The sequence below is a fragment of the Novosphingobium decolorationis genome, from assembly GCF_018417475.1.
Classification (GTDB): Bacteria; Pseudomonadota; Alphaproteobacteria; order Sphingomonadales; family Sphingomonadaceae; genus Novosphingobium; species Novosphingobium decolorationis.
In genome coordinates this window covers 3,897,064-3,922,104 of the sequence record NZ_CP054856.1, presented here as the reverse complement: position 1 = coordinate 3,922,104, position 25,041 = coordinate 3,897,064, and the positions used below count along the sequence as shown (strand labels likewise).

27 protein-coding genes and 1 tRNA gene are annotated in these 25,041 nt (G+C 66.8%); 15 read left to right on the top strand and 13 right to left on the bottom strand.

Translation table 11 applies throughout. The features are described 5' to 3' along the window. The first annotated feature begins 127 nt into the window (after nt 1-127). The 12 genes from HT578_RS18160 (at nt 128) to HT578_RS18105 (ending at nt 8,849) form a co-directional block, all read left to right on the top strand. On the top strand, nt 128-904 hold the full coding sequence (locus HT578_RS18160) for a hypothetical protein (protein ID WP_213500973.1): 777 nt from the start codon (nt 128-130) through the stop codon (nt 902-904). A 44-nt stretch (nt 905-948) separates the two neighbouring features. Beyond that, nucleotides 949-1,533, top strand: a complete 585-nt coding sequence (locus HT578_RS18155) for a flagellar basal body-associated FliL family protein (RefSeq protein ID WP_039388379.1) — start codon at nt 949-951, stop codon at nt 1,531-1,533. A 7-nt stretch (nt 1,534-1,540) separates the two neighbouring features. Next, complete coding sequence (locus HT578_RS18150; protein ID WP_213500972.1) at nt 1,541-2,431, top strand: flagellar motor switch protein FliM; 891 nt, start codon at nt 1,541-1,543, stop codon at nt 2,429-2,431. Nucleotides 2,432-2,551: 120 nt separating this feature from the next. Then, nucleotides 2,552-2,905, top strand: coding sequence for a flagellar motor switch protein FliN (gene fliN / locus HT578_RS18145; protein WP_039388380.1), 354 nt, complete (start codon nt 2,552-2,554; stop codon nt 2,903-2,905). A gap of 4 nt (nt 2,906-2,909) precedes the next feature. Further along, the gene (locus HT578_RS18140) at nt 2,910-3,185 is read left to right on the top strand and encodes a flagellar biosynthetic protein FliO (RefSeq protein WP_213500971.1); all 276 of its coding nucleotides are present in this window, start codon (nt 2,910-2,912) and stop codon (nt 3,183-3,185) included. 32 nt (nt 3,186-3,217) lie between these two features. Further along, nucleotides 3,218-3,958 carry a flagellar type III secretion system pore protein FliP gene (fliP, locus tag HT578_RS18135; protein WP_277884205.1) on the top strand — a complete coding sequence of 247 codons (741 nt, stop codon included), beginning with the start codon at nt 3,218-3,220 and terminating at the stop codon, nt 3,956-3,958. Nucleotides 3,959-3,968: 10 nt separating this feature from the next. Continuing rightward, on the top strand, nt 3,969-4,259 hold the full coding sequence (locus HT578_RS18130; protein ID WP_039388385.1) for a flagellar biosynthetic protein FliQ: 291 nt from the start codon (nt 3,969-3,971) through the stop codon (nt 4,257-4,259). Continuing rightward, entirely contained in the window at nt 4,256-5,038 is a 783-nt protein-coding gene (fliR, locus tag HT578_RS18125; RefSeq protein WP_213500970.1) for a flagellar biosynthetic protein FliR, read from the top strand. Before HT578_RS18130 ends, fliR begins: the two co-directional genes overlap by 4 nt. After that, entirely contained in the window at nt 5,035-6,171 is a 1,137-nt protein-coding gene (locus tag HT578_RS18120; RefSeq protein ID WP_213500969.1) for an EscU/YscU/HrcU family type III secretion system export apparatus switch protein, read from the top strand. The genes fliR and HT578_RS18120 overlap by 4 nt, the downstream gene beginning before the upstream one ends. A 58-nt stretch (nt 6,172-6,229) precedes the next feature. Continuing rightward, nucleotides 6,230-7,660 carry a flagellar filament capping protein FliD gene (gene fliD / locus HT578_RS18115; RefSeq protein WP_213500968.1) on the top strand — a complete coding sequence of 477 codons (1,431 nt, stop codon included), beginning with the start codon at nt 6,230-6,232 and terminating at the stop codon, nt 7,658-7,660. A gap of 1 nt (nt 7,661) precedes the next feature. Then, nucleotides 7,662-8,033, top strand: coding sequence for a flagellar protein FliS (locus HT578_RS18110; protein ID WP_039388392.1), 372 nt, complete (start codon nt 7,662-7,664; stop codon nt 8,031-8,033). 210 nt (nt 8,034-8,243) lie between these two features. Then, the gene (locus tag HT578_RS18105; RefSeq protein ID WP_239026346.1) at nt 8,244-8,849 is read left to right on the top strand and encodes a response regulator transcription factor; all 606 of its coding nucleotides are present in this window, start codon (nt 8,244-8,246) and stop codon (nt 8,847-8,849) included. A gap of 266 nt (nt 8,850-9,115) precedes the next feature. On the opposite strand, the gene HT578_RS18100 is transcribed toward HT578_RS18105, so the two are convergent. Further along, nucleotides 9,116-9,589 carry a hypothetical protein gene (locus tag HT578_RS18100; RefSeq protein WP_213500967.1) on the bottom strand — a complete coding sequence of 158 codons (474 nt, stop codon included), beginning with the start codon at nt 9,587-9,589 and terminating at the stop codon, nt 9,116-9,118. A 343-nt stretch (nt 9,590-9,932) separates the two neighbouring features. On the opposite strand from HT578_RS18100, the gene HT578_RS18095 reads away from it, so the two are divergent. Beyond that, nucleotides 9,933-10,712, top strand: a complete 780-nt coding sequence (locus tag HT578_RS18095) for a metallophosphoesterase (RefSeq protein ID WP_338422152.1) — start codon at nt 9,933-9,935, stop codon at nt 10,710-10,712. 21 nt (nt 10,713-10,733) lie between these two features. On the opposite strand, the gene HT578_RS18090 is transcribed toward HT578_RS18095, so the two are convergent. Together HT578_RS18090 and HT578_RS18085 are read right to left on the bottom strand one after the other, a co-directional pair. Next, nucleotides 10,734-11,192 carry a hypothetical protein gene (locus HT578_RS18090; RefSeq protein WP_213500965.1) on the bottom strand — a complete coding sequence of 153 codons (459 nt, stop codon included), beginning with the start codon at nt 11,190-11,192 and terminating at the stop codon, nt 10,734-10,736. Nucleotides 11,193-11,267: 75 nt separating this feature from the next. Next, entirely contained in the window at nt 11,268-12,440 is a 1,173-nt protein-coding gene (locus tag HT578_RS18085; protein WP_213500964.1) for a pyridoxal phosphate-dependent aminotransferase, read from the bottom strand. 177 nt (nt 12,441-12,617) lie between these two features. On the opposite strand from HT578_RS18085, the gene HT578_RS18080 reads away from it, so the two are divergent. Beyond that, nucleotides 12,618-12,693: transfer RNA gene (locus HT578_RS18080), tRNA-Thr, on the top strand. A gap of 7 nt (nt 12,694-12,700) precedes the next feature. Here the strand turns inward: HT578_RS18080 and HT578_RS18075 are convergent. Both HT578_RS18075 and HT578_RS18070 read right to left on the bottom strand, forming a co-directional pair. Further along, nucleotides 12,701-14,158 (bottom strand): ATP-binding protein, encoded by a 1,458-nt coding sequence (locus tag HT578_RS18075; protein WP_213500963.1) that lies wholly within the window; start codon nt 14,156-14,158, stop codon nt 12,701-12,703. A 1-nt stretch (nt 14,159) separates the two neighbouring features. Next, nucleotides 14,160-14,888 (bottom strand): response regulator, encoded by a 729-nt coding sequence (locus HT578_RS18070; protein WP_213500962.1) that lies wholly within the window; start codon nt 14,886-14,888, stop codon nt 14,160-14,162. Nucleotides 14,889-15,043: 155 nt separating this feature from the next. Here HT578_RS18070 and HT578_RS18065 point away from each other — a divergent pair, with 155 nt between their 5' ends. Further along, the gene (locus HT578_RS18065) at nt 15,044-17,326 is read left to right on the top strand and encodes a TonB-dependent siderophore receptor (RefSeq protein ID WP_213500961.1); all 2,283 of its coding nucleotides are present in this window, start codon (nt 15,044-15,046) and stop codon (nt 17,324-17,326) included. Nucleotides 17,327-17,395: 69 nt separating this feature from the next. Here the strand turns inward: HT578_RS18065 and HT578_RS18060 are convergent, their stop codons facing one another. The 8 genes from HT578_RS18060 to mauD form a co-directional block, all read right to left on the bottom strand. Then, nucleotides 17,396-18,799: an amidase gene (locus HT578_RS18060; RefSeq protein WP_213500960.1), complete on the bottom strand. Its 1,404-nt coding sequence runs from the start codon at nt 18,797-18,799 to the stop codon at nt 17,396-17,398. A gap of 82 nt (nt 18,800-18,881) precedes the next feature. Further along, complete coding sequence (locus tag HT578_RS18055; RefSeq protein ID WP_213500959.1) at nt 18,882-20,381, bottom strand: CoA-acylating methylmalonate-semialdehyde dehydrogenase; 1,500 nt, start codon at nt 20,379-20,381, stop codon at nt 18,882-18,884. Nucleotides 20,382-20,405: 24 nt separating this feature from the next. Further along, on the bottom strand, nt 20,406-21,836 hold the full coding sequence (locus HT578_RS18050) for a sodium:solute symporter family protein (RefSeq protein ID WP_213500958.1): 1,431 nt from the start codon (nt 21,834-21,836) through the stop codon (nt 20,406-20,408). Next, on the bottom strand, nt 21,836-22,126 hold the full coding sequence (locus HT578_RS18045; RefSeq protein WP_213500957.1) for a hypothetical protein: 291 nt from the start codon (nt 22,124-22,126) through the stop codon (nt 21,836-21,838). The genes HT578_RS18050 and HT578_RS18045 overlap by 1 nt, the downstream gene beginning before the upstream one ends. Before the next feature lie 43 nt (nt 22,127-22,169). Further along, nucleotides 22,170-23,279 carry a P1 family peptidase gene (locus tag HT578_RS18040; protein WP_239026345.1) on the bottom strand — a complete coding sequence of 370 codons (1,110 nt, stop codon included), beginning with the start codon at nt 23,277-23,279 and terminating at the stop codon, nt 22,170-22,172. Further along, nucleotides 23,276-23,836 (bottom strand): c-type cytochrome, encoded by a 561-nt coding sequence (locus HT578_RS18035; protein ID WP_213500956.1) that lies wholly within the window; start codon nt 23,834-23,836, stop codon nt 23,276-23,278. The genes HT578_RS18040 and HT578_RS18035 overlap by 4 nt, the downstream gene beginning before the upstream one ends. 34 nt (nt 23,837-23,870) lie before the next feature. After that, nucleotides 23,871-24,401: a methylamine dehydrogenase light chain gene (locus HT578_RS18030; protein ID WP_039388406.1), complete on the bottom strand. Its 531-nt coding sequence runs from the start codon at nt 24,399-24,401 to the stop codon at nt 23,871-23,873. Between the two features lie 28 nt (nt 24,402-24,429). Next, nucleotides 24,430-25,041, bottom strand: coding sequence for a methylamine dehydrogenase accessory protein MauD (gene mauD / locus HT578_RS18025; protein ID WP_039388407.1), 612 nt, complete (start codon nt 25,039-25,041; stop codon nt 24,430-24,432).

Below are 25,041 nucleotides of genomic sequence, written 5' to 3'. Positions count from 1 at the left end.
GCCTACCCCCGCACAGCCGGGTCTTCCCGTTCCGACCTCGGCACACGCCCAATCGGATGCGCAGCTTGCACCGGCGCCCACGCCACCGGCCCCGCCTCCAGCCAAGGGGATTGTAGCCACTCTCGCCATGGTGCGGTCGGATCGCCCGGTCCAGGACGGCGAGTTCGTGCCCCAGCCCCCCATGGCGGTCGCCTCCGCCAGTGTCGTCAAGGAGGAAGGCCGCTCCCTCTCCGCCCGCGCGCCCGAGAAGGCCGCGGACACCGCCATGCCGTCAGGCGCTTCTCCAGTGCCCGTACAGGCCAGCTCCCAGCCGCAGCCAAGCGCGCCGTTCGCGCCGATCATGGTGCAGGGATCAGATGCGCCTGCCCTTCAGGGCTCGGAAATACAGACGCCCCTGCGCGCCGAAACCCCGCACGATTTCGACACGCTGCTCGGGCGCCTTCACGAAGCGCGCGAGGCGCAAGGGCCGCAGGTCGTGCGCACCTCTCTGGTCCATGCCCAGTTCGGGCATGTCGCCTTGCAACTTCGCCCGGATGAAACCGGCATGAGCGTGTCCCTGCGCAGCGCCGATCCCGAATTTGCGGCCTCCGTTCAAGGTGCCGCAGCACAGGTGCTGGCCGCCTCCAGTGCGCAGGGCAGCGACACTCCGCGCGAGAATCCCTTCCAGCAGTCCTCCGGGCAGCAGGGGCAGAACTCCGCCACCTCCCCGAACGGACAGGACCCCAAGGGCGGGCAAGGCTTCGCGCAAGGCGCGGGGCAGGCGCGTGAGGATGGCCAGCCGTCCGGCTCCTCCGGGACGCCGCGTTCCGGTGGGCGCGAAGGCTCCGACACGCCTGCCAGGGGCACCCCGACCCGTTCGTCCGACCGCCCGGCCCGCGATACGCGCGGCGGCGTCTACGCCTGATGACAGGTACGCCTGGTGACAGGCCCCAGCGAGGAAATCTCTGAATGAGCGACAAGGCAGACAAGGACGACAAGCCCAAGGGCAAAGGCAAGATGGGCCTCATCCTCGTGGCCGTGGCCATGCTCGTCGTGGGCGGGGGCGGCGCGGCCGGCGCCATGATGTTCATGGGCGGCGACCATTCGGAAAGCCATGAGCCCAAGGGCCCGCAACTTGTCCGCAAGGGCGAAGTCGACCCCTACGCTCCGCCTGCCGGCGAGGGCGAGGAGGAAGGCGGCGGCGGCCATGAGGAGCACGGCGACGGCGGCGATGAATACCGTACCGCCTATTACACCTTCAAGGACGAATTCACCTCGAACCTCAAGGATTCCGACGCGCTGGTCCAATTGGCCCTGGCCTGTTCGACCCGGCGCGACGGGCGCGTCCTGCAATGGCTGGCCAAGCACGAACTGGCGATCCGCTCGAACATGCTTTCCGTCATCGCCGACACGCACGAGGACGACATGTACACCATCAAGGGCAAGGACAAGCTGCAGAAGCGGCTGACCAAGACCATCAACGACGTGCTCACGAAGAAGGAAGGCTACGGCGGCGTCGATGCCGTCTACTTCCGCACGCTAATCATCCAGTGAGGTGGGCATGAACGCGACCTCGGATACGGCCCCGGTAAAGGCGAAGCACGCAACCGAACTTCTCGGCAAGGCGCCGTCGATCGACGAGCTGGTGCCCGCGCTATCGTTCCTGAGCGAACGGCTGGTACGTATCCTGCCCGGAGAGCTGGCCCGCATTTCCGGCGGCGATCCCCCCGTGGTGCGCGCCGGCATGCCGATGGACACGACGCTGGGGGGTATCCAGTCCGAACTCGAAACCCTCGCCGCCCACGCCCTGCTCGGCGCGGGGCCCAAGAACCTGCCGCTGCTCGCCACCTTCGAGGCCGCGCCGGTGTTTCGCCTCGTCGATCGCGCGTTCGGCGGCAATGGCGTGGTGCCCGATCCCCTACCCGACCGTTTCCCGGTCTCGGCCGAACTGCTGCTCGCCCGGATCGAGGGCGCGATCGCGGCGACGCTCAGCCAGCTGTTCTCGCACGAGACGGCCACGCTGGTGCGCCCCTTGCGCCGCGACACCAGCCTGCGCCAGCTCGATCCCTTCGACATGCGCGCCGACCTTCTCCAGCTCTCGCTCGACATCGAGGAAGCGGGCGCGGAACCCTGGACGCTGAGCCTGGCCTTTCCGGTCACCACGCTGGGGCCGCTGCTCCTGCCCCAGCGCAAGGCGCCGCGCTTGCGCACGGCCCCGCGCAAGGCCGGTCCCACCGAGGAACCCTTCGCCTCGCTCATGCTCGAACTTACCGCCGTCCTCGTCGACATGCCCATGCCCATGCGCCGTCTCTCGGCGCTGCGTCCGGGCGACGTCATCCCGGTTCCGGTCAGCCGGGCCGTGCCGCTCATGGCGGGAGGACAGATCATTGCCACCGGCACTGTCGGAGAACTGGACGACATGGTCGCCGTCCAGGTCGGACAGGCCTTCTGAACGCCCACCCCGCCCACGCCGTATGCACAGCGGCACGGACGGGACGGGCACTGCCACCACGCCGGTGCGGTCACACCTGCGTCTTCAACTGGGGAACCTTTCAACCATGACGAAAACGCCATGACAGCGCCGCCACGCAAGCACCCGCGCGGCTTCGAATTCCTGCGCGATGTCGACGTGCGGGTCTCGGTCGAGCTCGGCCGGTCGCAAATGAAGCTCAAGGACGTCCTTGCGCTCGGCCCGGAAAGCCTGGTCGTGCTCGACCGGATGACCGACGAACTGCTCGACATCCTCGTCAACGGCAAGCCCATCGCGCGCGGCGAGGTCATCTCGCACAACGGGCGCTTCGGCCTGCGCATCGTCGAGATGGTCGGCGACGAGGACGAACGCGAGGACGGCGATCCGGTGGCCGATCCCGCCCTGCCGCTTCCCGGCGCGGCGGGTGGCAAGGCCACCCAGGCCAGCGGGGAGTAGAACCATGCTCTGGTATCTTCTCAAGCTCGCGATCCTGCTGCCGCTGATCGCGCTCCTCGCCTGGGGTGCGCTGACGCTCGCCCGCAAGGTCCAGCAGCGCGCCGGCAACAACAGTGGCTCGCGCTCCATCCGCATCGTCGAGACGACCATGCTCTCGCCCACGCTCAAGCTGGCGGTGATCGAGTTCCATGGCCGCGAGATCCTCGTCTCGGCCTCGCGCCATGGTCTGACGCGGCTGGCCGAGGCGCCCGCGCGCGCCACCTTCGAGGTGATCGAATGAGACGCCCGCTTGCGCTCGCGCTTACAGGCGCGATGCTGGCCGTCACGCTCCTTCCCACGCTCGCCCACGCGCAGGAGGCCATTCCCGGCGCACTCGACCGCGCGTTCGAGCAGATCGGCGGCACCGGCGAGGGCCCCGGCGGGCCCGGCATGAGCATGTCGCTCCAGTTGCTCCTCATCATGGGGCTGCTGACGATCCTGCCCAGCCTCGTCCTGATGATGACGAGCTTCACGCGCATCCTCGTGGTTTTAGCGATCCTGCGCCAGGCCATCGGTCTCCAGCAATCCCCGCCCAACCAGGTGCTGATCGGGCTTGCCATGTTCCTCTCGCTCTTCGTCATGGCCCCGACGCTCGACCGCGTGAACGAAACCGCGATCGCCCCTTATGCGGCGGACCAGATCAACGCGCAGGAGGCCATCGCCAACGCGGGGACGGAGTTTCACGCCTTCATGGTGCGCCAGACGCGCGAGCGCGACCTCACCATGTTTGCCGAGATGGCCAAGGCCCCCCAATTCGCCTCCAGCCGCGAGGTCCCCTTCTCGATCCTCCTGCCCGCCTTTGTCACCAGCGAGCTCAAGACCGCCTTCCAGATCGGCTTCATGCTGTTCCTGCCCTTCCTCGTCATCGACCTCGTGATCTCCTCGGTGCTGATGTCGCTGGGCATGATGATGATGAGCCCGATGGTGGTCTCGATGCCCTTCAAGCTCCTCCTCTTCGTCCTCGTCGACGGGTGGGCGCTGATGATGGGCTCGCTCGCGGCCAGCTTCGCCTGAGGCGCGTGCCATGGAAGACATCACCAGCCTTCTCGCGCTCGCGGACAAGATGCTGTGGGTCACTGCCCTCGTCGCCGCGCCGGTGCTGCTTTCGGCCCTTGCGGTTGGCCTCGCGGTGGGGCTGGTGCAGGCGGCGACCTCGGTCAACGAGCAGACCCTCACCTTCGTCCCCAAGCTCGCCGTCGTCGCACTTGTCCTTGTCCTGATGGGCTCCTCGATGATGACCCTGGTGGGCGACTTCGCGCAGGAAATCTTCGCCCAGATCGCGCGCATGGGTCAGGCCGAGCAGGTCATCCCGTGATCCAGCTCGACTTCGGCTTCGGCGCGCTGGAACAGGAGTTCTGGCGCCTGCTCTTCGTGATGACCCGCATCGGCGCCGCGCTTGTCGCAGCCCCGCTGTTCGGCATCCCCAGCGTGCCCCCGCAGCTGCGGGTGATCGGCGCGGGCGCGATCGCCGTGCTGGTCTGCGCCTGGACCGAGGTTGCCGTGCCCGCCGCGCTCTTTTCGCTTTCGGGCCTGCTGGCCGTTCTGGGCGAAGTCGTGGTCGGCCTCGCGCTCGGCTTCGTGCTCCAGCTCGCCTTTGCCGCCCCCGTCATTGCCGCCGAAGTCATCGGCGGCTCGATGGGGATGAACATGGCGGTTGCGGTCGATCCCAATTCGGGCACCCAGTCCCCCGCGCTTGGCCAATACTTCGCGGTTGTCCTGACGATGATCTTCCTGGGGCTGGGCGCGCACCTGCAATGGTTCGCCCTCATCGTGGAGAGCTACCGCACCTTTCCCCCGGGTGAGACCTGGCTGGGCACCGGACGTTTCGCCCTCATCGCCGGGTTCGGAGTGCAGATGTTCGCGACCGCTGCGACCATCGCGCTGCCGGTCTGCCTTGTCCTCCTCACCGTGCAGTTGGTGACGGGCGTCCTCAGCCGCTCGGCACCCGCGCTCAATCTCTTCTCGCTGGGCCTCCCCGCTGGGATCCTCGGCGGCCTGGCCGCGCTGCTCGTCTCCGCGCCGGTTCTCACCGATCTCGTCACCCGCCTCTCGCGCGAGGCGATCCTCAACGCGGCCCAGGTGATCGCGCCATGAGCGAGAGCGACGGCGAGAAGAGCTTTGCCCCCACGCAAAAGCGCAAGCGCGATGCGGCGAAGAAGGGCGACGTCATCCGCTCGCGCGAGTTGGGGACGGCGGGCGCGGTCGCCATCGGCGCGATCTGGCTGCTGCTCGCAGGGCCCTGGCTGCTGGAGCGTCTCGTCGGCGTCTTGCGCGCCGGTTTTCTCTTCACGCCCGGCGCCATCGATGACTTCACCCCCGGCACCCTCCTCATCCAGGCGCTGATTGCCGCCCTGCCCCCGGTGTTCCTGCTGGGGGTGAGCGTGATGCTTGTGAGCCTTGCCTCGCAGCTGGGCTTTGGCGAAGGGCGCTGGCTGGCTTCGAACCTGGCGTTCAAGGGCTCGCGCATCGATCCGATGAAGGGCCTCAAGCGCATGTTCGGGCCCAATGGCCTGATCGAAATGGTGAAGGGCCTCGCCAAGGTGACGCTGCTGGGCACCATCGCCTGGACCTGGGCCAGCGACCGGCTGGAAACGCTCGCCCGGCTGGGCCGGGGCAACCTGCTCCAGGAACTCTCCTATGCCTGGGAGGAACTGGTCCTCCTGCTCTTCTGGCTCGCCGCAGGGCTCACGCTGATCGCCCTTCTCGACCTGCCCGTCCAGCTGTTTCGCCGCCTCATGCGTCTCAAGATGACGCTGCAGGAGGTGCGCGATGAACAGAAGGACAGCGAGGGCGCGCCCGAAAAGAAGGCCGCGATCAAGGACCGCCAGCGCAAGATCGCGATGGGCGCCCTCATCCCCGCGATGCAGGAAGCCAGCTTCGTCCTCACCAACCCCACGCACTTTTCCGTGGCCCTGTCTTGGAACCCCGATAAGGCGCCTGCGCCTATCCTCGTGGCCAAGGGGCGCGGCGAGAAGGCCATGGCGATCCGCGAACTGGCCGCCGAATACGCCGTACCCACGCTGGAATACCCCGCGCTTGCACGCTCGGTCTATTACAGCACCCGGGAGAAGCGCATGATCCGCGAGGAACATTACGTCGCCGTGGCCGCGATCCTGGCCTTCGTCATGGCCCTGAAGCGCGGCGAGAACCGTACCCGCCCAGCCATCTCGGTGCCCGTCACCCTGCGCTTCGACAGCGAGGGCGGCCTGGAATCGGCAGGCCCGTGATGCCTGCTCCGCATACCGCCGCCCTTAACCTGCCCTTCCTGGAGCCGTTCTTTCTGCCATGAGCACGATCAACAACTCCCCCACCGCCACCAGCTCGCTGGTCACCGCCCTCGGCGGGGGCAGCGGCATCGACATGCTCGACCTTGCCAACAAGCTGGCGCAGGCGCAGTTCGCCAACAAGGTCAACCGGCTCGACACCCGCAGCGAGACGCTGGAAGCCAGGATCTCCGCGGCGTCCGACATTCGCTCGATGATGCTCGCGCTCGACACCTCGCTGGGCACGCTGATCCGAACCGGCGACCTCTCGCGCACGCCCAGCGTTGCCAACAGTTCGGTCGCCTCGGCGTCGCTGACCGGCACTTCACTGCCCAAGGGCAGCTACGATCTGGAAGTCACGCGCCTTGCAAGCGGCCAGAACATCGCCAGCAACGCCTATGCCTCGGCCTCTGACACGGTGGGCGCCGGCACCCTGACCCTGCGCTTCGGAACGGTCTCGGGCAGCACCTTCACCGAGGACACCGGCCACGCCGCCGTCGACATCACGATTGCCAGCGGCGCGACTCTCGCCGACGTTGCCAGCGCCATCAACGGCGCCAATGCGGGCGTGCAAGCCTATGTCGCCCAGACCGTTGACGGCGCCCAGCTCGTCCTCAAGGGGCAGAACGGCGCGGCCAACGGCTTCATCCTGGAGGCGGCCGAGGACGCGCTTGAACCCGGCCTTGCCAACCTCGCCTGGAACCCCTCCTCCACGAATGGCGAGCTTCTCGCCAGCGCCGTGGACGCGGCCTTCTCGGTCGACGGGCTCGACTACACCTCCACCACGAACACGGTCAGCGACGTCATTCCCGGCGTGCGTCTCCAGCTTTCGGGCACCAATGTCGGCGCGCCCACGCGCGTCACTTTCGCCGATCCGGGGCCCAGCATCTCCAGTTCGATGCAGGATCTCACCGACGCGCTGAACGAGGTCATGTCCGCGCTCAACGCGGCCACCGCCATCGGCGGCGAACTCGCCAACGACGGCGGCGCCCGCGCGCTCAAGCGCGCCTTCTCGGGACTTGCCAGCAGCACCATCATGCCCAACGCCACGGGCACCGCGCGCACGCTTGGCGACCTGGGGCTCAAGACCGAGCGCAACGGCACCTTCACGCTCGACACCGAGCGGCTCGCCGCCACCATGGAAGCCGATCCGGAAGGCGTCGCCGCCATGTTCACGACCGGCGTCCACGGCGTCTACGCGAGCATCAACCGCATCTACCGCGACGCGTCCTCCACCACGAGCCTCAACTCGCTGGGGGCCTCGATCCGCAAGTACACCACGCAGCTGAGCGACATCTCCGAGAGCCGTACCGAAATCGCCGAGCAGCAGGAAAAGCTGCGCGCGCGCCTCGCCGGACAGTTCACCACTTCGGAAAGCCGCATCGGCATGCTGAACTCCACGATGGCCATGCTGGAGAACCAGATCGCCCAGTGGAACCGTTCGGACAGCTGACATGCTCGGACGCGTCACCCCGCACGAAGCCTATCGCCGCGTCGACTTCGACGCCCGCGTCAACGGCGCCGACCGTACCGAGCTGGTGCACCTGTGCTACGAGCATCTCATCAGCGCGCTGGGCACCGCGCTCCACGCGGACGCGATCGGCGATGGCGAACTGAAGAGCCGCTCGATAACCCGCGCCCTGACCGCCGTCACCGCCCTGCAGATGGGCGTCTCGGGCGACAGCGGAATAGCCTCGGCGCTGAACCAGCTCTATGCCGCCGCCCGTCGCACGATCCTGGATAGCGCGACGGCTTTCGCGCGCGACCGGATCGATGCCCTGCGCACCGATTTCCTGGAAATCGGCCAGGCCATGCAGACCGGCTGAGTCGGCCGCGTTTACCACCGTGCGCCCCAGATTTTCGGCGCATTCTTCATCTACCACCATTTCGGCGGCACGGATTTCGTGACCTCCCGTTGATTTCTCGGTAATTTCCCTCGGACCGCCCCCCAAAGCCTCGACATTGGACGGGAAACCGCAGGAAAAAGCCCCGATTTGCGATATCTCCCTAAGCAGAAATAAGAAGGGAGAACTATCTTGGAACAGGGTATCTCGAACCTCATCCTGATCGACAGGGACATGCGTCGCCGCGCCACCATCAGCCATGCGCTGTCTTCGGCCAACATTCACGTCGAACCCTTTGAAAACCTCTCCGAACTGACGTCCAGCTGGCCGCGCTCGGGCATCATCCTGATCCACGACGATGCCGGCGCCATCGACGAACTGATCGAGAACATGTCCCAGCATGGCGAATGGTTTCCGATCATCGCCTTCAGCGAAAACCCGGCCGCCCAGCGCATTGTCGGCGCCATCCTCGACGGCGCGATCGACTACATCGCCTGGCCCATCACCGCGCCCGAACTCAACGAAACGCTCGACCGCGCGATGCGCCGGGCCGAAAGCGTTGGCAACGCCAAGCTGCGCGAGATCATGGCCCGCGCCCGCGTGGACCGCCTCACCAGGCGCGAACGCGAAGTCCTCGGCGGTGTCGCCAGCGGCCTGTCCAACCGCCTCATCGGGGAAAAACTCTCGATCAGCCCCCGCACGGTGGAAATCCACCGCGCCAACATGCTCAACAAACTAGGCGCGAACCACACCTCCGACGCCATCCGCATCGCCATCGAAGCCGCCATGGTCCACTAACCGGGGCGGTGGCAGTAAGGCCGAAAAGTCGGAAATAAGAGTATCATTCTCGGAGAGGCATCTAGCTCGTCGACCTCCCCTTTCGCAATCGGGGGAGCGCACGCGAAAGGCGAGGCCGACAGCTTGGGCCCGCAAAAGCGCTGCCCCTCTGAAGCATCGTCCGACTTGTCGGCATGTCCTCAAGAACCTTCTTCCGGCTCCATTGGACGGCCCCCAATGCCCAGCCTCTCCCGATTACCTTCCTCTAGCGAGGGATCATCGTCCCATCATGGCAAGGCCCCTTCACGAAAGGACCGAGACCACCCCTTTGCCTCAACCACACGTCCGTTGTGAAAATGGAACGTGACGGGATAGACCTGCCGATCCGCAGAGGCGATGAACTCGATGGACGCCTCGTGCTCGCCGCAGGCATCGACGGGCCCATCCATATAGTCCCAGCCGAGATAGCGATATCGATCGGCCTTCATCAACGCGACGACGGCACGTGCGCCCTCTGCCCCGCTCCCCATTGGTCGCCCGACATCGCCTGCTCCCAGACCAAAGGCAGCGTCGGGATCGATCAGTTGCTCCAACCGGTCCCTGCTTTCCGCATCGGAGCGCGCGGCCGTGCGGACCAATTCGACAGCGCGCTGTGCAAGAACCTCATGAAGTTCGCGCGCGCCCATGTCCGAACGCAGGTCGCAGGGGGCAGCCGAAGCGGTGGCAGCAGAGGCCACGAGAAAGAATGTCGAGATCGCCATAGAGAGCACTCTAGAGGCTCCCCGCCTCCCCGCAAAGCACACGCTTATGTAGACCTGCGCATGCTCTTGAAAACCGACACGCAACACCTTCCGTGAGATAGCGTTAAGGACCGGCTCGGGCGCGTCCCGAACCGGCTCCTGGTCCCGCTAGTCGTGTACTATGGGCAGGCCCGGACCGACGTTCGCGTTTGGCCGGACCTGCCTCCGGGCCCTCCCCGTCATCGCCACGCCCCGCTTGTCTTGCCTGAGCCGTTTGACACATCGCTCCCCGCTCATGGCTATATCCGCGGATGCGCGGTAGGATGGGGCTGACACTTGGCCGTGGACCGATACGCTTTTCCCTGTGACTTCCTCAACTTCCTTTCCCTCGACATACGCCGGCATACGATGGTTTGGCGACATCCACGGCGCGCATGCCGTGCAAGCCGCGGCCGAACAGGCTCTTGCGCGGGGGTATGCCATCGGTTTCATCGGCGACCTCACCGACGCCGATCCGGCAGACGAGGAACCGGATAACGACAGCGCCGCCGTCCTGCGGTTGCTCGCCCGGCTCGACGCTCAGGGCCGGGCCGTGCTCGTTCCGGGAAACCACTGTTTCAAGCTGCTGCGCTACCTCGTGAAGTGGCGGGCCGGTGATGGCGCCGAACGACGCATGGAACTCACCCATGGCCTTGATCGCACCCTCGCCGAAATTCGGCGCGCGCCGGATCGCGATGCCCTTGTCGCGAGCACGATCCGCATTCTTTCCGCCGCGCCCCTGTGGCGCAACATCGGCCCCTGGCTGTTCGTCCACGCCGGAGCGAGCAGCGCCATGTTCGACCACCCCGCTCCCACCGCTGGAGAGGCCCTGTCCCTCAAGGGCGATGGACGCGTACACCGCGCCCTGTTCGGCCAGACCGACGGGACCCGCGACAGCTCGGGCTATCCGGTGCGGCTATACGACTGGCTCGAAAGCATCCCGAACGGACGCAGGGTCGTCATCGGCCATGACCGCTGCGAGGCCATCTTCACACAGACCAATGCCCTGGGTGGAAAGCTGGTCCGAATCGACACGGGCGCGGGCAAAGGGGGAACGCTGTCCTGGCTCGACATTCCCGCAGGCGAGCTGCAGGGCTGCACCTGACCGGAATAACGGCCCGCAATGTCAATGAAGTCGGGCAGACGCCGCCTCGCGCGGCTCCTCGGTCACATCGCCCAGATGCACCAGCCAGGCCGAGGCCCACGCGCCCAGCAGCGCGAGCGCGGGAGTGGCGCCCTGCACGCAGACCTCTTCATCCGCGCCGTCCACGGCAAGCATCGCAAGGCACACACCGCCTCGCCCTCGCGAGCAGAGGAACCCCACGTCCTCTCCCAGGAGGCGCAGCACGCAGTCCATGCCCCCGACCTCTTTCGCCGTCACACGCCCCCCTAGCAACGCGAGAGCCTCGCAGACGCGCGCATCCTCTTCGGCTGGGGCGCTCTGCGCACACTCCTGCGCCAACGCGCGCAAACGGACGGTGAGGCTGGCCGTGTCGATATCGAGGGTAAGTTCGGAGGGAAACATGAGGGTGTCGACCTTGAAGGGGGGAAGCGGCTCAAAGCCGCAGATCCCGCCCCCGGTCAATGTGGAAAATCCCGCAGGTCCGCGTCCTATCCCGGATTGCGACAGCTCACGCTCCAAACCTCAACGCGGCGCGCCTCACCCCTGTCTTCGCGCCGCAAACCAGGGCTTGAGACGCCCGATGGCCTCCGCAATTTCGGGCGGTGACACCGCAAAACTGAAGCGCATGAAGGTCTTGCCATGGACCGGATCGAAATCGATACCCGGCGCGGTCGCCACGCCGGTCTCGCGCAGCATGTCCCGGCAGAAAGACAGGCTGTCCTGCGTATAGGCGCTGATATCCGCCCAGATGTAAAAAGCGCCATCGGGCGGTGCGATCTTCTCAAGTCCGAGATCGGGCAGCGCATCGAGCAACATCTGCCGGTTCTGCGTGTAATTGTGCACATGCCCCTGCAATTCCTCGTCGCAATCGAAGGCGACGAGCCCGGCATGCTGCGCAAGCACTGGCGGCGCCAGGAACAGGTTGCCCATCCGCGCGCGCGCCACCTCGATCAGATCGCGCGGGACCAGCAACCAGCCCAGGCGCCACCCGGTCATCGAGTAGTATTTCGAGAAGCTGTTGATGACGAGCGCATCGGGCGCGTACTCGAGCAGCGAATGGGCCACGGGCCCATAAGTCAGCCCATGGTAGATCTCGTCCGAGATCATGCGAATGCCGCGCCGTGTGCACACTTCGGCAATGGCGCGCAGTTCCTCAGCCGCGATGATCGTGCCGGTCGGATTGGCCGGACTGGCGATGATCACGCCATCGGGCGCCGGTTCCATTGCCTCGAGCGCGGCCGCGCTCAGCTGATAGCGCGCCTCCGGCCCGCATTCGATCTCGACCGCCTCCAGGTACATCGCCTTGAGCGTATTGCGGTAGGCCACATAGCCCGGCCGGGCCAGCGCAACCCGCGCGCCGGGCCGGAACAGGCTGGACAGCGCCAGCACCAGCGCCGGAGATGCCCCGCAGGTGAGGATGATCTGCTCGGCCTCGACGTCCTGCCCGTAACGCTCCTGGTAGTGCCGCGCGATCCGCGCCTTGAGCGCTCCGTTTTCCCAGTACCCGCCCGGTTCGCTGTCGAGCTTTTCATGCGCCAGCGCCAGCGCCGCGGCGGGCGCCCCGGTCGAGGGCTGGCCGTATTCCATGTGGATGATGCTGCGGCCCTGCTCGGCCAGTTCGTAGGCAAGCTTGCCGATCGAAATGGCGTGAAAGGGTTCGACTTCGGCAACACCGGAGGCAGGGCGAGCGGGAGACGAGGACGTGTTCATCCCACCGCTGCTAGGCCCCGCCCCTCGACACTGCAAGTCCCCCGGGAGGCGCGGGAAAGGCCATGGCCTTCAACATCCCTGTACATGGGATACGAATCCCTCTTGCGCTCCTCGCCTCCCCCCGGTAAAGGCGCCCCCTGCCTTGGTAGCGGTTCTCCCGAGAATCGCCACAAGGACGCCGCTTTAGCTCAGTTGGTAGAGCATCGCATTCGTAATGCGGGGGCCACAGGTTCGAGTCCTGTAAGCGGCACCACTTCTCCTCAAAAATCGTTGCAGTCGGCTCGGTGTCGCGCCTTGGTGTCCTGAGGGGCCCCTCGTGGCAGGCGCAGGGTGGCTTCGAGGCCGCCTTCCGGTCGGTTGTGCAAGGTCAGTTCGCCCCCGTGGGCAAGGGCGATGTCGCGGGCGATGCTGAGGCCGAGGCCGACACCGCCAAGCGCGGTGTTGCGCGACTTTTCCTCGCGGTAGAAGGGCTCGAACACAAGACCGAGGCTGGCCTCGGGAATGCCCGGGCCGTCATCGCGGACACGAATGATGATCTCTTCATCGCACTCCTGCGCGACGATGTCGGCCCGCCCGCCGTAGCGAACCGCGTTGTCGGTCAGGTTCACCAGACAGCGGCGCAGCCCTTGCGGGAAACCGGCGATGGGCGCGCCGCATCGGCCCGCAAGCGTGGCCTGTGCGCCCTGTGTGTGCAGGTCTTCCAGAATACCGGCCAGCACGGCGTCAAGATCGACCGCCTCCTGCAGGTCTTCGCCCGCGTTGCCCTGCATGAAGGCAAGCGTTGCATCCACCATGCCTTCCATCTCGTCGAGATCCTTGCGCCAGCCGCCCTTCTCTTCGGTCGCGGGCAGCAATTCGGCGCGCAGGCGCAGCCGCGTGATGGGGGAGCGCAGATCGTGCGAGACCGCCGCAAGAAAGCGCGTGCGCTCGTCGAGATAGCCGACCAGTTGCCGCTGCATGCCATTGAAGGCCTCCACCGCGCGGCGAACCTCGATCGGCCCCTTGCGCGGCAGGGCGGGACTGCGAATGTCGCGCCCCAGGCGCTGCGCAGCCTCGGCCAGCCGCTCCAGCGGCTTGACCGCCAGCCGCACTCCCAGCCAGGTGAGCGCCGCGACCATCAGGATGCGCAGCAGGTAGATGCGCAGGACATAGTCCGCAATCGTGCCGCCCGGATCAAAGAGAACCCCGTCCTCGTCCTCGCGCCCCCTGGCCACAAGCCAGAGATCCCCCGGCCTGCGGCGCACGGCGAGCGTGAAGGCCGCACGCGGCTCCCGGTCGCGCAGCATGGACCAGCGTCCGGCCGGTTCGCCTTCCTCATCGAGCAGCTGGGCGGCCAGCACACGCACCTCGACGCGCCCGTCCAGCTGGTGCCGGATCGAACCTGCAAGAATGGGCGCACTACGCGCGAGATCCTCCGGCTCCTCGCCCGCCCTTTCCTCGTCGGGAAGCACGGCGAGGCGCTTCAGGTGAAACTCGGGCGACTGCAGCTTTGCCAGCAGATCCTCGCGCCGGTCCGGGGCGGCGCTGTCCAGCACACGCAGACTGTCCGCGACCCGCGTCGCGAAGACGTGGGCCGGGATCTCCAGCAGCTGGCGACGGCGGCTTTCGAACCAGATCGTCCCGGTCAGAAGCTGCGAGAGGACAAGGCCACCCACCAGAAGCCATGCGATCCGGGCCGAGAGCGTCGCCGGAATGAGGCGGTGGAGGAGTGCGCGCATCTCAGCTGTACGCCGAGACGTCCACCGACAGCACATAGCCGCCGTTGCGCACGGTACGGATCATGCGGGGATTGCGCGCATCCTCTCCCAGCATCTGGCGCAGGCGCGAAATGCACATGTCGATGGCCCGGTCCGAGGGATCGCGCTCACGCCCGTAGACCTCGCGAGCGAGCACGTCGCGGCTGAGCGTCTGGAACGGCGCGCGCAACAAGGCGCGCAAGGCCAGGTAGTCAGAGTTTGCAACCGGCTGCGTCTTCTCCCGTCCCAGCGCCTCACCCGGCGGTGACAGCAGATGGCGACGGGTGTCGAGCGTCCAGCCTTCGAACTGCAGATAGTCGGGCTCGCGCACCGTTGGCCCGTCCTGCGCGCGGCGTTGCCGGCGCAGGACGACGCGGATGCGGGCGAGAAGCTCGCGCGGATCGAAGGGCTTGGGAAGATAGTCATCCGCCCCCATCTCGAGCCCGACAATGCGGTCGACCAGACTGCCACGTGCCGTCAGCATGATGATGGGTATGTCACAGCGTTCGGTCAGCGCGCGGCACAAGGACAAGCCATCGGTCCCGGGGAGCATGAGGTCGAGGATGATGAGGTCGGGCGTGATTTCCGCGATGGATCGCCACATCGCATCGCCATCGGCCGCTCCGTGCGACTCGATGTCCGCCTCGGCAAGATAGCGGCACAGGAGGTCGCGGATATCGGCATCGTCGTCCACCACGAGCACGCGGCTCATGCTGCACCCCCAGCCTGGGTACAGGCCGTTACACTGGGTGACAAAACTCCTGAAAAGCTGACAAAATATCCCGGAAACATCGGTTTACCCATCTCAAGGCCTATTCTATCCCGCCCTCAATTGCGAATGAGTTGCATTATAAGGGGTAATGGGACATGAAACCAATGTTTTCTGGCAATAAAGCGACATCCGCGTCGCTGACCGCACTCGCCATCGCCTTGGGCGGCGCACAAGTTGCCCATGCCGACGCGGCGCCGGGCGCAAGCGCGCCGCCGACAATCGTCGTGACCGGACAGCGCACCGAGGACACACCGTCCTACACCGCCGAGGAAACCAGCATCTCCATCGGCCTGCCCATCTCCCCGCGCGAGACACCGCAGACGGTGACGGTCATCACCCGCCAGCTGCTCGACGACCAGCAGATCGAGACCATCGACGATGTACTGGCCACCGCGCCGGGCATCACCTCGTACCAGAATGACAACGCGGGCCGCACGACATACCGCGCACGCGGTTTTGACGTCAGCAACTACCGCATCGATGGCATGCAGGTGGACGGCCAGTCGAACTTCAGCGGCGGCGGGGCCTCGACCAACATGGACCTTTACGACAGCGTCCAGATCGTGCGCGGTGCGAATGGCCTCCTGGGCGGCACGGGCGACCCTTCCGCCACGATCTACCTCCAGCGCAAGCAGCCGGGCACCGAACTGGGGGCAAACGGCAGCCTGGTCCTGGGCAACTGGGACAAGCGGCGCGTGATGGGCGATCTCAATGCGCCGATCACCGCCGATGGCAACGTGCGCGGCCGCCTTGTCTTCAGCGACGAGAGCACCGACACCTTCCGTGAGCGCGAGCATGTCGACCGCCGCGCCATCCTCGCCAACTTCGCGGCAAATCTTACGCCAACCACCGTGCTGAACGCCGGGGTCCAGTACGAGCGTACGGTCAACAAGGGCTCCTCGTGGGGGAGCAACGTCTCGATCTGGTTCGCCGACGGCACGCTGGCCAACCTGCCGCGCAGCACGAACCCGGTCGCCGACTGGAGCGAATCGCGCCGCAAGGCGACCACGGCCTTCGTCAATCTCGACCACCGCTTCGCCAACGACTGGCACGTCAAGCTGGGCTACGCGCGCACCGACAGCAGCGCCTACAACAACCTGGGCGTTGCCAAGATCAACAACGCCGCGCGCGAGGTCGGGGGCTACGCGGGCTTCTGGAACCAGGATGGCAGCGGTGCCTACCTCAACGCCATGCACTCGGAATTTTCGGAAGATCGCGACAACGTCGCCGTGACGCTGAACGGCCCGCTGCACCTGTTCGGACGCGAGCACCAGTTGATGTTCGGCTTCAACGGCTTCTGGAGCGAGAGCACCAGCTGGACCTTCGACAACGCCCTTGGCAACTGCAACATCGCCGGTGTCAGCCCGTTCCGGGGATGCCAGTACCGCTCGGCCGGCCTGCCGATCGACGACTGGCGCAGCTGGGACGGCTCCTACGCCAACTTCCAGACCTTCCGCACCGACGCGCGCGGGATTGACCGCACCCGCAGCATCGGCGGTTATGCCGCGGGTCGCTTCGAGCTCGCCGATGGGCTGACCGCGATCGTGGGCGCACGCATCAGCGACTACAAGACCAGCGGCGGCGACTACGATATCGCCAACGTCTACACCGCCGATGCCGAGACGACGCACGAAAAGGGTGTGTTCACGCCCTACGCGGGGCTTGTCTACGACGTCACCGACACGCTCTCGGTCTACGCCAGCTACACCGATGTCTTCACCCCGCAGGGGAACCTGCGCGACGAGGACGACCGGCTGCTACCGCCCGTCACCGGCTCGAGCTACGAAGCGGGCATCAAGGGCGCCTTCTACGGCGGCAAGCTCAACACTTCGCTCGCCTTCTACCGCAACGAGCAGAGCAATGTCGCGGAGAATACCGGCGAGCTCAACGACGTCACCGGGCTCGACATCTACCGCACGGTCGATGGTGTCGTCTCCAAGGGTGTCGACTTCGACGCCTCGGGCGAGCTGCTGCCGGGCTGGAACGTCTTTTTCGGTTACAGCTACCTGGACGTGAAGGGCCTCAGCTACCAGCGCGATCCGCACAGCCAGCTGCGCCTCTCAACCAGCTACACGCTGCCAGGTGCGCTCAACCGCCTCACCATCGGCGGGGGTATCACCGCGCAGAGCAAGACCGAATGGTCGACCAACCCGGGCCGTCCGCTCGGCGATGGGACCTACGATGACAGCAACCTCGATGTCTCGGGCTACACGCTGGTCAACCTCATGGCGCGCTTCCAGGCGACACAGAACATCCAGATCTCGGCCAACGTCACCAACCTGACCGACAAGACCTACTACCGCCAGTTCGGCTTCTACGACGGCCTGATCTACGGCGAACCGCGCAGCTACAGCGTGACCCTCCGGGCCAAGCTCTGATCCGGATCGGGAACCTGGCGTATCCCGGGGCAAGCCCCCCTGACTCCCTGCCCCGGGATACCTACCGCTTCAGTCCGCCATGACCTCGCGCCGACAGGGCCAGGGCCGCTGCGCGGGGCGCGCCTTCTCGTACCACGCCGAGGCGCGCAGGACCGCCATGTCCTCGAAGCGGCGCCCGACGATCTGCAAGCCGACGGGCAGGCCTTCACGGGTGTAGCCACAGTTGATCGAGCTCGCGGGCTGTTCGGTCATGTTGTAGGGAACCGTGAAACCGATGTGCTCGAAGGGGCGCATCGGGTCGTTCACCGGCGAGGCGAGTTCGGCCGGGAACGCGGGCATTGGCGCCACCGGGCTGAGCAGCAGGTCGTAATCGTTGTAGGCCCGCCCGCGCTCGCGCATCTGGATGATCTGGTCGAAGCCGGTGTAGACCTCCATGCCATCATAGTGTGCGGCAGGCTCCACCCACTTGCGGATGTACTCCAGGATCAGGCCGTATTTCTCGGCCGGAAGGTCGCGCATCTCGGCGTGGAAGCGCGCGCGCCAGAAGCGGTCGAGGCCATCGAGCATTTCCGGCGTCATGAACGGTTCGACCGGCTCCACTATTGCCCCGCCATGTTCGAACAGCCGTGCGGCCTCGGTGACGGCCTCGGCCACTTCGGGCTCGGTCGGCGAGCCGCAGCCTGCCTCCAGCATGAGGCCGATGCGAAGGCCCGCCACGTCGCCCTCAAGCTGGCGCCAGGGCAGTTCCTGGTAGGGCAGATCCATGAAGTCGCGACGGTCGGGCAGCGAAAGGTGCGTCATCATCAACGCGGCATCGGCGACGGTGCGCGTCATCGGCCCCGCAACGCGCCCGATGTAGGGCGGATCGATGGGAATGCGCCCGTTGCTGGGCTTGTGCGCAAAGATGCCGCACCAGCCCGCCGGAAGCCGGACCGAGCCGCCAATGTCGGTGCCCACGTGGAACGGCCCGTAACCTGCGGCAGCGGCGGCGCCTGCCCCCGCGCTCGACCCGCCCGGATTGCGCGAAAGGTCCCAGGGGTTGCGCGCCAGCTTGTGAAAGCTGGAGAGGCCCGAGGACAGCATCCCGTAATCGGGCACCGTGGTCTTGGCGAGAAGGACTGCGCCTGCCTCACGCATGCGCTGCGCGGGGGGCGCATCGTGGGTCTGCGGGGTCATGTCGCCTGCCGCCGTACCCACGGGCTTGGGCGTTCCCTTGGTGGCGATCAGTTCCTTGAGGGTCACGGGGATACCGTCGATCACCGAAAGCGGCGCGCCCTTGTGCCAGCGCGCTTCCGAGGCCCTCGCCTGTGCGCGCACGGCCTCGGGCTCCAGCGCGTAGGTCGCGCATAGGTGCGGCTCCAGCCGCTCGGCGCGGGCCAGCACGTCCTCGGCGACATCCACCGGGGAGAGTGTGCCCGCGGCAAAGCTCTCGGCCAGCTCCACGCCTGTCAGATCGGCCAGTTCCTCTTTCATTGCATCGCTCCGCTGCGGGGCGGCGCTCCTGGCGTCCGCCCCCTGGTTTGGTCCCTCTCCCGTGGTTTCTCCCGGTCCGGTGTCAGGCGGTGGTCGGGATCAGGAAGGCGTTGCCCTTGTCCGCGTCCGGCCCCGGCCAGCGCTGGGTCACCGTCTTGACGCGGGTGAAGAAGCGGAAGCCTTCCTCACCGTACTGGTTGTGGTCGCCAAAGGCCGAACGCTTCCAGCCGCCGAAGCTGTGGTAAGAGACCGGAACCGGGATCGGCACGTTGATGCCGACCATGCCCACTTCGACCTGCATCGCGTAGTCGCGCGCCGCGCCGCCATCGCGGGTAAAGAGCGCCACCCCGTTGCCATAGGCGTGGCGGCTGGCGAGATTGATTGCCTCCTCCAGCGTTGTCGCGCGCACCATCTGCAGCACAGGGCCGAAGATCTCGTCGCGGTAGGACTGCATCTCCGGCGTGACGTGGTCGAACAGCGTCGGGCCTAGGAAGTAGCCCTCCTCGTAACCCTGGAGCGAGAAACCGCGTCCGTCGACGACAAGCTCGGCCCCTTCGTCCACGCCCATCGCGATGTAGTGCTCGATCTTCGCCTTGTGCTGGGCGGTGACGACGGGGCCATAGTGCGCCTCGCGGTCGCTCGAGATACCCACGCGCAGGTCCGCGATGGCCGCGACCAGCTTTTCACGCAAGGTGTTCGCGGTCGCCTCACCGACCGGCACCACGACCGGCATCGCCATGCAGCGTTCCCCGGCAGACCCATAGGCCGCACCCATGATGTCCGAGACGGTGCGGTCCATGTCCGCGTCGGGCAGGACGATGCCGTGGTTCTTGGCGCCGCCCATCGCCTGGACGCGCTTGCCCTGCGCGGTTCCGCGCGCGTAGACCGCCTGCGCCACGTCGGAGGACCCCACGAAGCTGACCGCCTTGATCGCGGGGTGATCGGTGATCGCCTCGACCATCACGCGGTCGCCATGGACGACATTGAGAATGCCATCGGGCAGGCCCGCTTCCTTGGCCAGTTCGGCGAGGCGCAGCGGGACGGACGGTGCGCGTTCGGAGGGCTTCAGGATCATCGCGTTGCCCGCTGCAATGGCCGGGGCGCTCATCCACAAGGGGATCATCGCGGGAAAATTGAAGGGTGTGATGCCCGCCACGATGCCGAGCGGCTGGCGCATCGAGTAGACATCGATGCCCGGCCCCACGCCGCTGCTGTATTCGCCCTTCATCAGGTGCGGCGTCGCACAGGCAAACTCGACCACGTCGAGCCCGCGCTGGATATCGCCCTTGCTGTCGTCGAAGACCTTACCGTGCTCGCTGGAGAGAAGCGCGGCCAGTTCGTCCATATGCGCCTCGATCAGCGCCTTGAAGGCGAACATCACGCGCGCGCGGCGCTGCGGGTTGAGCGCGGCCCAGGCGGGCTGCGCGGCGCGCGCGGCGGCAACCGCCGCTTCCAGCTCAGCGTCGCCGCCCAGCGGCACCTGCGCCTGCACCGTGCCGGTGTTGGGATCGAAGACGTCGGCCATGGCGGTGCCGTCCCCGGCGCTGTGGGCGCCGGCGATGAAGTGGGGAATTGTGCGCATGGGGAAATCCGTTCTCGCTGAAGATCAGGGGGTGGATGAGGACGCGCGCCCGGTGTGGGCCTCGCGCAGGAGCGGAATGACCGCGCGCGCACCGATGCGCGGCGCGGCCAGAGTGACGAGGGCGAGGACCGCGACATTGATCGCAAGGCCGATCACGCCGACGTTGAGCCCGCCAAAGGTCCAGCCCGCCGCCTTGACCGCCAGCATCGCGCCATCGGCGACAAGGATGCCCGCGATCAGCGCGCGCGCCGGGACACGCGGGAAGAGCATGGCCGCAACGAGGCCGGGCAAGGTCTGGACAATGCCGAAGTAGAAGACGTTGTTGAGCGTTGCGATCAGCTGCACCGAAGTCTCCGCGCCCACGAGCGAGAAGATCAGGAAGGCCGCGATCACCACCTTGGACCAGCGCTGCTGCGCCGTGCCATCAAGGCTGGGCACCAGGTTGCGCGTGATGAGCGGACCGATGGCCAGGCACACGCTGCTCAGGATCACGAGCCCAGAAAGCGCAACGGCGGCCATGACCAGCCCCACCACCCAGTCGGGCAGGAGCGCAATCGCGGTCGAGAGGAACACGAAGTCGGGTTCGGGCGGCACGATCCCCTGCCCCTTGGCGTAGTAGGCCACCATCATCAGGAGCGGGAACATCAGCATGTAGATCGGCGCGACGATCTGCGCGCGCTGGATCGCACGGGGCGAATTGGCCGAGAAGATGAAGGCCCAATTCTGCGGGATCATGCAGAAGCCCACGGCCTGCAGCACGATGGTGGAGATCGCAAAGACGAGGTCGGGCCGGGTCGGCTCCGACATCGTCTCGGCAAGACTGACCGGCATGCTCGGCTCGGCATTCCAGGCGGCGAGCGCCACGAAGCCGACCAGCAGGATCGAGGCCATCATCAGGATGTCCTTGAGCACCGCCACGAAGGCCGAGGCGCGAAGCCCTGCGATCACGACATAGGCAAATGTCAGGAGCCCCGCGAGGCTGGTGAGGAAGATCGACCGGGCTTCCGGCGCCAGCCCCGTGAACACCAGCTTCAGCCCCAGAAACTGCATCGTACCGATGGGAACGAGTAGGATGATGGAGCTGAGCGTGATCAGGATCTCTAGCCCCCGGCTCTCGAAATGGTCACGGAAGAAGTCCGGGATCGTAGCCGACCCGTAGAGCGCGCCCGCGCGCCAGATCCAGGGCCCCACGAAGTAGATGCAGGGCGCCGCGATCAGGATGTAGCCGAAGAACCACAGGACAAAGCCCTCGCCGCCAGCATAGACCCCGCCCGGAAAGCCTAGCATGCTTGCGATGGAATAGGTCTCGCCCACCGAGAGGAAGAAGAAAAGGATCGGCCCGAACTGCCCGGAGGCGACGAAGAACTCGCGCGCGTCGGGGTTGGAATGCCCGCGCCGCGACCACAGGGCGATGCCCAGCGACAGGGCCATGACGGCAATGAAGACAGCCAGCATCACAGGCTATCTCCCTCGCGAGGCGCACCATGGCCGGGCACATCGTCCCGGTCGCTCGCCCCGCCGCCGAAGCGGTAGCAGACCAGCAGGCACACGCTGGTCAGCGGCGCGCAGGCGAAGAGACACCAGCTGCTCCACGAGATGCCCAGGAACCGTCCGGCCGAGGCCGGCACCAGCAGCGCCGAGGCCAGGACCAGCGCAAGCGGCAGGGCAATGCCCAGGAGCGGAGGCCACCAGGGCATCGCGCCATCGGGCATCTCGGCCGCGCGGCGCGGCGGGATGCCACTCATGCGCCGGACCTTTCCGGATTGGGGAGTGAAACGAAACCCCAGATCACAGCGTCAGGTCTTTCCAGGCCTTGCTGTCGGCGCCCGGCGGCGTGCTCGCCTCAAAGACGCCGCGCGCGATGGCGCGGGCCAGTGTGTCGGCGGCGACGGCACCGGCGCGCAGGACCGCGACGGGACGCGGCCCCTTCACCTCGACCCGTCCGGTCGAGATCGCGAAGACGACATCGCCATCAAACGGCGTGTGGATCGGGCGGATGGCGCGCGCCATGCCGTCCTGCGCCATCATGGCAAAGCGCTTCATCTCATCGGGCGTCAGATCAAGGTCGGTCGCGACACAGGCGATGGTGGTGTTTTCCTTGGCCGCAGGCGCCTTGGTATAGCCCCACTCCTCGGGCGAGGCGTACATGGCGCTGGGAGGAAGTCCGCCGAACTCGTCGCCGATCTCGAAGGGGCTCGCCCAGAAGTTGCGGGTGCCCGGCGCCACGGTCGAGCCCATCGAGTTGACCGCGACGATGGCCCCCACGGTGGAGCCGTCGCTGACGAGCGTCGAGGCCGAGCCAAGCCCGCCCTTGAGGCCGCCCGCCTGCGCGCCATAGCCCGCACCCGCCGTGCCCAGCGCAAAGTCCGCACCCACCGCCTCAAGCGCGGAAATGCCCAGCGCCCGGTACGGCGGCTCGGTGCCCCAGCCCTTGTCCCCGCCATTGGCGAGGTCGTAGAGGATGGCCGAGGGTACGATGGGCGAGACCGGCACGCCCGGACGCGCCATGCCGCCATAACCGATGCCCTTCGATCCCAGCACGGCAGCAACGCCATCGGCCGCGGCGAGGCCATAGGAGGACCCACCCGAAAGCACGATGGCGTTCGCGGCATGGACGAGGTTGTGGCCTTCGAGCGCGTGGCTCTCGCGCGTGCCGGGGCCTCCGCCGCGCACGTCGATGGCGGCGGTCGAAAGCTTGTCCGCCAGGATCACCGTGGTGCCGGTGCGTACCTTCACGTCCTGCGCGTTGCCGACAGTGAGCCCGGCGACATCGGTAATGAGATTGCGCGCGCCGGTGCGTCCGGTGCTGCGCAGCGCGGCGTCCTTTGCGAGAAGCGGCGCGGCGAAGGCAAGGCCTCCAAGGCCAGCGGCACCCATGAGTACGTTGCGACGGTTCATTTCATCTCCTCGACCCGGCCGGGAATGCGGCCGCGCGGTCGGTTGTAGTCCAGCATCGCCTGCGGTGCCTGGCAACGCGCCACCATCTCGCCCACCACCTCGCGGCGCTTGGCGTGCAGGTCGGTCACCGAAAGCGGGTTTGCACGATAGGCCGCAACTTCCTGCGACGTATAGGGTTTTGCAAGCTTCGAAGTGGGTGTCTCTCCCAGATCGAACATGACGTAGTTGAGAACATCGGCGAGATCCTCGTCCGACAGGCGCGCGAACATCACGTTGGGAAGACGTCCTGCGAACGATCGGCTTTCCGGCGTACACAGGAAGAACCCGGCGCGCGCCGCGAGGTCAGGGACATTGCGCGCGACCGAGCGCCCCTCCAGCCCGTGACATCCCCCACAGCGCTCCACGAAATTCGAGCGCGCGCTGCGCGGAAAGGCCGGGGGCGCGGCATGTAAGGTGTCCTCCTGCGGACTTCGTGCCATGGCCGCGTAGGCCCCGCTCGCCAGCAGCGCCGTGCCGATCAGCGCGCGCACCGCCATTCGTGCGGCCATAGCCGTCACGAGCGTGCCCTTTCTTCCCCCGCAAGCCCCTCCGTCATACCGGCCCGACGAGCGCGGCCGTGGAGCAGTGGTAGCTCATCGACTTGGTGCCAAAGCACCAGATGATCTCGTTGTCGGCCATCGGGCGGTAAGCGGGCATCTCGCGCTCGGTCCCGTCGCAGTGGCAATCGGTCTGGCACATGCTCGCCCCGCAGCAATCGCGGTAGGCGATGAGGTACGAGCGTCCGTCTTCGGGGTTGCGGCAGGTGCCGACCCAGGATGTGGGCGAGGCTTCGGTCCCCGGCGGACAGGTGTGGATGCCGCCCCCGCAGCAGGTGCACAGCGCCCCGTCGATGGCGCAGTAGCGCCAGTAGTTGCACTGCGTATCGTCCTTGGTCTGCGCGGTGCGCGCAAAGTTGCTGAGCGGCACATCGGCGTCCTGCGCGCGGGCCACGGGCAGCACCGGGAAGAAGGGGGCAAAGCTTGCCGCGCCGCCGATCTTGGCCAGAAGCGAGCGGCGTGAGGTGCCCTTGGCCAGCCCACGCGAGAGCTTCTCGCTGGCGCTGTCGATGAGTTTCCAGTTCATGGGTGCAATTCTCCTTGCAGGGCGCGCCTTATTCGGCGGCCTCCAGCGCCGGGGCGCGGCTCGCGCGCAGGTAGCTCTGCACGTTGGAATGGCCGGTCTCGTGCGCGACCAGCAGGCTCTCCAGATGCTCGCGGCTGTTGACGAGGCCGCGCGCGACGACCTTGCCCGCGTCATCGAGCAGGATCGCGTGGGGCAGCTTGGCAACGGCAAAGGCCATCCCCACTTCGGGCCCGTTGACGAAAGTCTGGCCCGCAAGGCCATGGCGCTCGATCATGCGGCGCTGCTCGTCCGGGTCCTCATCCCCGACGAAGACGAGATCGACACGCTCGTCACGCGCCACGTCGAGCGCGATGGGGATGAGCTTCTTGCAGATCGGGCAGGACGGCGCGACGAAGAGCAGCAGGCGCAGCGAACCTGCGGCAAGCGCCCCCCCGATCTCGATCGTGCCGCCGCCCAGCAGATGGCCGGGCATGACGGGGGCCTGCTCGCCCGCCTGAGCCCCTTGCGCGGTGGCGAGCGCGCCGACAGGCGCAAGGCGTTCGTGAAGGACGCCGATCTGGCGGGCCAGCGCCAGGATCACGAAGGCCATGGCGATGACCAGCATCCAGAGCAGGACAAGGGCAGTGGTGACAAGAAGCAT